Consider the following 7,661-nt stretch of genomic DNA (forward strand, 5'->3'; position numbering starts at 1 on the left):
CTTATATATATAATGCAAATACACCGTTTTTATGGCACGCCATTTGTAGATATAAGAAATAAAGCAAATATTGCAATACAAACTTGATTAATGCGTATATTTGCCAGTGAATAACCCTTAGAAGAAAAGGAAAAGTATGAATAATCAATTCTCACAAAGAGTTTCCGACATTATCGTCTATAGTAAGGAAGAAGCGAATCGGTTGAGAAGTAGGTATATAGGCCCTGAGCACCTGCTTCTGGGAATCCTTCGTGACGGTGAAGGAAAAGCTATCGAGATATTGTCTAAACTCAACACCAATCTAGCTGCAATAAAGCAACAGATTGAAGCTCAACTGAAGGCAGAAGCTGATGATATGTTATTGCCTGATGCAGAGGTACCGTTATCTAATGATGCGGCAAAGATATTAAAAATGTGTATTTTAGAAGCTCGTGGAATGAAAAGTAACATCGCTGATACAGAACATGTATTATTGGCTATTTTAAGAGAAAAAAACAATATGGCCGCTTCTGTACTTGAAGCAAACGATATAAATTATGTGAAAGTACTGGAGCAAGCTACATTGCAGCCAGATATAAACTCTGGTATGGGTTTCACGGAAGACGATGATGATGACGAAGAAATGTCCTCTCCCCGTTCCGGCAGAGGTGGTTCGGACGAACGCCAACAGGCACAAACCGCTTCAAAAAAGCCGTCTAATGACACGCCGGTACTTGACAATTTCGGTACTGACATGACAAAAGCGGCAGAAGAAGGACGCTTGGATCCTGTTGTCGGCAGAGAGAGAGAAATCGAACGTTTAGCGCAGATCTTAAGCCGCCGCAAAAAGAATAATCCGATTTTGATTGGTGAGCCTGGTGTAGGAAAATCAGCGATTGTTGAAGGTCTTGCATTAAGAATCATTCAGAAAAAGGTTTCGCGGATTCTGTTTGATAAACGAGTGGTTGCTCTTGATATGACTGCTGTTGTAGCAGGAACCAAATATCGTGGACAATTTGAGGAACGTATTCGTTCCATTCTCAATGAATTACAGAAAAATCCGAATGTAATATTATTCATTGATGAAATCCACACGATTGTAGGCGCAGGCTCTGCGGCAGGTTCTATGGATGCTGCCAATATGCTAAAACCGGCATTGGCAAGAGGAGAAATACAATGTATCGGTGCTACCACTCTTGATGAATATCGTAAGAACATTGAGAAAGATGGCGCTTTGGAACGTCGTTTCCAAAAAGTAATAGTAGAACCGACTACCGCTGCCGAAACTTTGCAGATTTTGCGTAATATCAAGGATAAATATGAAGACCACCACAATGTGTATTATACGGATGAAGCATTGGAAGCATGTGTCAAGCTGACAGACCGCTATATCACAGATCGTAATTTCCCTGATAAAGCTATTGACGCTTTAGACGAAGCCGGTTCACGTGTACATCTTACCAATGTCAATGTGCCCAAAGAGATAGAAGAACAAGAAAAACTGATCGAAGAAGCCAAAAGCAAGAAAAACGAAGCTGTGAAATCGCAGAATTTCGAACTTGCAGCCAGCTTCCGTGATAAAGAAAAAGAGCTTTCTGTCCAATTGGATGAGATGAAAAAAGAATGGGAAGCCAATCTGAAGGAAAACAGGCAAACTGTTGATGCAGAAGAAATTGCCAATGTCATCTCAATGATGTCAGGCATTCCGGTACAACGGATGGCACAAGCTGAAGGTATCAAGCTCGCAGGTATGAAAGAAGATTTGCAGGCTAAAGTCATCGCACAAGATACAGCAATAGAAAAACTGGTTAAAGCTATTTTGCGAAGCCGTGTAGGGCTAAAAGATCCTAATAAGCCAATTGGCACATTTATGTTCTTAGGCCCGACAGGAGTTGGTAAAACTCACTTAGCAAAAGAGTTAGCCAAATACATGTTTGGTTCTGCTGATGCACTGATTCGTATAGATATGAGTGAATATATGGAAAAGTTCACTGTTTCACGCCTGGTTGGAGCACCTCCGGGATACGTAGGATATGAAGAAGGTGGTCAGCTGACAGAAAAAGTGCGCCGTAAACCATACTCGATTGTATTGCTTGATGAGATAGAAAAAGCACATCCGGATGTGTTCAACATCTTGCTTCAGGTTATGGATGAAGGTCGTCTGACTGACAGTTATGGCAGAATGGTAGATTTCAAAAATACTGTTATTATCATGACTTCCAATATAGGAACCCGTCAGCTGAAAGAATTTGGACGTGGCGTTGGTTTTGCGACACAAAGCCGCCTGGATGATAAGGAATTCTCGCGAAGCGTAATACAAAAAGCTCTAAACAAATCATTCGCGCCCGAATTCATCAATCGTGTAGATGAGATAATCACGTTTGACCAGCTTTCTCTGGAAGCAATAACAAAGATTATAGACATAGAGCTGAAAGGATTGTATGATAGAATAGAATCTATTGGTTACAAGCTTGTTATTGAAGATAAGGCGAAAGAATTTATCGCCGGCAAAGGATATGACGTACAATATGGCGCCCGTCCTTTGAAGCGAGCAATTCAAACTTATCTGGAGGATGGCTTATCCGAGCTCATCATTTCCTCCTCTTTGAAGGAGGGAGATACTATTCAGGTATCTCTCAATGAAGAAAAAGGTGAATTGGAGATGAAAGTTGTCACTCCGGAATAATATTATTTCCTGAATAAGAAAATAAAATAATATGCCATAATGTCAGACCTTCGGGTCTGGCATTTTTTTTGTCTCTATCTGAACAAACATCAATTAAAATTAATCAATAGATAAACTAAAAAATATACGTATTATGCAAAAAGGTAATATTGGGGTTACAACAGAGAACATTTTCCCTATCATTAAAAAGTTTTTGTACAGTGACCATGAGATTTTTCTGCGCGAGTTAGTATCCAATGCAGTAGACGCCACTCAAAAGCTGAATACGCTTGCTTCTATTGGCGAATTTAAGGGTGAACTGGGTGATTTAACCGTTCACGTTGAATTGGGCAAAGATACCATTACTATTTCTGACCGTGGTATCGGTTTGACTGCAGAGGAAATTGAAAAGTACATCAATCAAATAGCTTTTTCAGGAGCTAACGACTTCCTGGAGAAATACAAGAATGACGCAAATGCCATTATCGGACATTTCGGACTTGGCTTCTACTCTGCTTTTATGGTTGCAAAGAAAGTGGAAATTATCACTAAATCATACAGAGACGGTGCACAAGCCGTAAAATGGACTTGTGATGGCAGCCCTGAATTCACTATTGAAGAAATAGAAAAAGCCGATCGTGGATCAGACATCATCTTATACATTGATGATGACTGCAAAGAATTTCTCGAAGAAGCACGTATTTCCGAGCTTCTGAAGAAATATTGCAGCTTCCTTCCTGTTCCCATTGCATTTGGGAAAAAGAAAGAATGGAAAGACGGCAAACAAGTAGAAACAGCCGAAGATAATATAATCAATGATACCACTCCTTTGTGGACACGTAAACCTAGCGAACTTTCGGATGAAGATTACAAATCATTCTATAGTAAGCTATATCCAATGTCTGATGAACCACTATTCTGGATTCACCTGAATGTTGATTATCCATTCCATCTGACCGGTATCCTCTATTTCCCGAAGGTAAAGAGCAATATTGAATTAAATAAGAATAAGATTCAGTTATATTGCAATCAGGTATATGTTACAGACTCGGTTGAAGGTATTGTGCCGGACTTCCTGACTTTGTTACATGGCGTAATCGATTCTCCGGATATTCCGTTGAACGTTTCCCGTTCGTATTTGCAAAGCGACTCGAACGTGAAGAAGATTTCAACTTATATCACAAAGAAGGTTTCCGACCGTTTACAGTCTATATTCAAGAATGACCGTAAGCAGTTTGAGGAGAAGTGGAATGATTTAAAAATATTTATCAATTACGGAATGCTCACACAAGAGGATTTCTATGATAAAGCGCAAAAATTTGCCCTTTTCACCGATACAAATGACAAGCATTATACATTTGAAGAGTACCAGACCCTTATTAAAGATAATCAGACAGATAAAGATGGAAACCTAATTTATCTGTATGCAAATAACAAGGATGAGCAATACAGTTATATTGAAGCTGCCACCAACAAAGGATACAATGTTTTGCTCATGGATGGCCAGTTGGATGTAGCTATGGTGAGCATGCTGGAACAAAAACTTGAAAAATCCCGTTTCACTCGTGTAGACAGTGATGTTGTTGACAATCTTATTGTAAAAGAAGATAAGAAAGGTGAAACGTTGGAAGCCAATAAACAGGATGCAATCACAACAGCCTTCAAGAGTCAATTGCCTAAAATGGATAAAGTTGAATTCAATGTCATGACACAGGCATTAGGAGAAAATTCAGCTCCAGTCATGATTACTCAAAGCGAATATATGCGTCGTATGAAAGAAATGGCGAATATTCAGGCCGGAATGAGTTTCTATGGTGAAATGCCTGATATGTTTAATCTAATTCTTAATTCAGACCATAAGTTGATAAAACAGGTATTGAATGAAGAAGAAAGCGCTTGCCAGGCAGAAGTAGCTCCGATACTTTCTGAAATGGACAATGTCAACAAACAACGCAATGAGTTGAAAGACAAGCAAAAGGATAAAAAAGAAGAAGAAATCCCCACATCAGAAAAAGATGAACTAAACAATCTGGATAAGAAGTGGGATGATCTGAAAGGTAAGAAAGAAGCTATCTTTATCGGCTACGCAAGCAATAATAAAGTTATCCGCCAGCTGATCGATTTGGCCTTATTGCAAAACAATATGCTAAGAGGTGAAGCTTTGAATAACTTCGTAAAACGTAGCATAGAATTGATTTAATATCGCCCCTTTAAACATTACACATACTTCAAGAAAGAGCATTCAACGTTAAATACACGTTGTAATGCTCTTTTTCAATTTAAAACGATCGGTAAAATATCGATTAATTGAAAAGTATTGTATATATTTGAACACTTAATAGACAAAAAATTCAATTGTTTGATTTGGGTTATGAGAAAGATTTTTTTAGTGTTAATTACTTTATGGCTGATTATTCCGGCTATCCATGCCCAAAAAGTAGGACTTGTATTAAGCGGTGGTGGCGCCAAAGGGATGACACACATCGGTATCATTCGCGCTTTGGAAGAAAACAACATTCCTATTGATTACATTGCAGGCACTTCTATGGGAGCCATTATCGGTTCTTTATATGCCATGGGATACTCTCCTGACGACATGGTAGAACTTCTCAAGTCGGAAGACTTTAAACGATGGTATTCCGGAGAAGTGGAAGAGAAATATGTATATCACTTCAAAAAGAATCTTCCCACTCCCGAATTCTTCAATATTCGTTTTTCATTCAAGGACTCACTGAAAAGTTTGAAACCTCAATTCCTGCCTACCAGTGTTGTCAATCCGATTCAAATGAATCTCGTTTTTGTAGACCTATATGCACGTGCCACAGCCGCTTGTAAGGGAGATTTTGATAAACTTTTTGTTCCTTTCCGTTGCATTGCGTCCGATGTATACAACAAGAAACAATTAGTCATGAAGGAAGGAGATTTAGGAGATGCCGTCAGAGCTTCCATGAGCTTCCCATTCATGTTTAAACCTATTGAAATAGACAATGTATTAGCCTATGACGGAGGTATTTATAATAACTTTCCTACAGATGTCATGAGAGATGATTTTCATCCGGATGTCATCATAGGAAGCGTCGTGTCAACCAATCCCACTAAACCCAAAGAAAATGACCTCATGAGTCAAATTGAAAATATGGTGATGCAGAAAACCGACTATTCCATTCCGGACTCCATGGGGATTTTAATGACGTTCAAATATGACAATGTCAATCTAATGGATTTTCAACGCATTGACGAATTACACGATATAGGATATAATCGAACCATCAGCATGATGGATTCAATCAAAAGTCGTATCCATCGGCGTGTAAATCTGGACAATATACGTTTAAGAAGAATGGTATACCGGAGTAATTTTCCGGAGCTACGCTTTAAAAATATCATCATCGACGGAGCTAATCCACAACAACAAGTATATATTAAAAGAGAATTTCATAAATCAGATAACAAAGAATTCACTTATGAGGATTTAAAACAAGGTTATTTCCGATTGTTATCTGATAAAATGATTTCCGAAATTATACCGCATGCAATTTATAATCCGGAAGACGACACCTACGATCTACATTTAAAGGTGAAATTAGAAAATAATTTTGCTGTGCGGTTGGGAGGAAATATATCCACTTCCAACTCCAATCAGATCTATCTGGGGCTTAGCTATCAGGATTTAAACTACTATGCCAAAGAGTTTATCCTTGACGGGCAACTCGGAAAAGTATATAATAACGTGCAGTTTATGGCAAAAATTGACTTCGCCACTGCCATTCCTACCTCATACCGCCTTATAGGCTCAATCAGTACTTTCGACTATTTCAAGAAAGACAAACTTTTCTCGCGAAATAACAAACCCGCCTTTAATCAGAAAGACGAACGTTTCTTAAAATTGCAGGTCGGCTTACCTTTCCTTTCGAGCAAGCGAGCAGAGTTTGGGGTCGGAATTGCGAAAATAGAAGATAAATATTTTCAGAAAAGCGTCATTGACTTTGGAAATGACAAATTTGACAAAAGTCGCTATGATTTATTCGGTGGATCAATCAGCTTTAATGGAAGTACCCTAAATTCTAAACAATACCCCACACGTGGATACAGAGAAGCTCTTGTTGCCCAGATCTTCGTTGGAAAAGAACGATTCTACCCGGGCGAAGGAAGTACCACCAACAACAATAATAAAGACCATCACTCATGGTTGCAATTATCATACATGAAAGAGAAATATCATAATATGAGTGAACATTGGGTTTTAGGGTGGTATTTGAAGGCATTATATGCCTCTAAAAACTTTTCCGAGAACTATACGGCCACAATGATGCAGGCTGGAGAGTTTTCGCCCACGCTACACAGTAAATTGACCTACAACGAAGCCTTTCGTGCCAATCAATTTGTGGGAGCCGGTATTCGGCCTATTTACCGTTTAAACCAAATGTTCCATCTTCGGGGAGAATTTTATGGCTTTATGCCCATTTATCCAATCGAAAAAAACTCGTTGAATAAAGCATATTATGGAAAAGCTTTCTCCAAGTTTGAATATTTAGGAGAAATTTCTGTTGTATGTCAATTACCTTTTGGAGACATCTCTGCATATGTAAATCATTATAGCTCACCGAAAAGGGAGTGGAATGTCGGACTAAGTATAGGTTGGCAACTATTCAATTATCGGTTCATAGAATAATTTTCTACAAAAAAAGTCGTTGAAAAGCTTGCTAGTTCGGGAAAAGTCCGTATCTTTGCACCCGTTAAAACGAAATAATGGTCGCGTAGCTCAACTGAATAGAGTAGCTGACTACGGATCAGCCGGTTACAGGTTTGAATCCTGTCGCGATCACTTTTTTGAATTAACAAAATGGCCGCGTAGCTCAACTGAATAGAGTAGCTGACTACGGATCAGCCGGTTACAGGTTTGAATCCTGTCGCGGTCACTGAAAACTTACAAATTATAGGGTCGCGTAGCTCAACTGAATAGAGTAGCTGACTACGGATCAGCCGGTTACAGGTTTGAATCCTGTCGCGATCACTT

Annotated in this window: 3 protein-coding genes and 3 tRNA genes; all 6 read left to right on the top strand. The window is 38.9% G+C overall.

The features are described 5' to 3' along the window. Nucleotides 1-136: 136 nt before the first annotated feature. The 6 genes from KFO40_RS24790 to KFO40_RS24815 all read left to right on the top strand — a co-directional run bounded on the left by KFO40_RS24790 (nt 137) and on the right by KFO40_RS24815 (nt 7,658). Nucleotides 137-2,665, top strand: coding sequence for an ATP-dependent Clp protease ATP-binding subunit (locus tag KFO40_RS24790; protein WP_004314507.1), 2,529 nt, complete (start codon nt 137-139; stop codon nt 2,663-2,665). 133 nt (nt 2,666-2,798) lie between these two features. Next, the gene (htpG, locus tag KFO40_RS24795; protein ID WP_008022359.1) at nt 2,799-4,844 is read left to right on the top strand and encodes a molecular chaperone HtpG; all 2,046 of its coding nucleotides are present in this window, start codon (nt 2,799-2,801) and stop codon (nt 4,842-4,844) included. 171 nt (nt 4,845-5,015) lie between these two features. Next, nucleotides 5,016-7,316: a patatin-like phospholipase family protein gene (locus KFO40_RS24800; protein ID WP_008022360.1), complete on the top strand. Its 2,301-nt coding sequence runs from the start codon at nt 5,016-5,018 to the stop codon at nt 7,314-7,316. A gap of 79 nt (nt 7,317-7,395) precedes the next feature. After that, nucleotides 7,396-7,469: transfer RNA gene (locus tag KFO40_RS24805), tRNA-Arg, on the top strand. 20 nt (nt 7,470-7,489) lie between these two features. Beyond that, a tRNA-Arg gene (locus KFO40_RS24810) sits at nt 7,490-7,563 on the top strand. Between the two features lie 21 nt (nt 7,564-7,584). Next, nucleotides 7,585-7,658, top strand: a tRNA-Arg gene (locus KFO40_RS24815). Nucleotides 7,659-7,661 lie beyond the last annotated feature (3 nt).

Origin of the sequence: Bacteroides sp. 1001302B_160321_D4, assembly GCF_015667765.1 — a bacterium.
GTDB lineage: Bacteria > Bacteroidota > Bacteroidia > Bacteroidales > Bacteroidaceae > Bacteroides > Bacteroides xylanisolvens.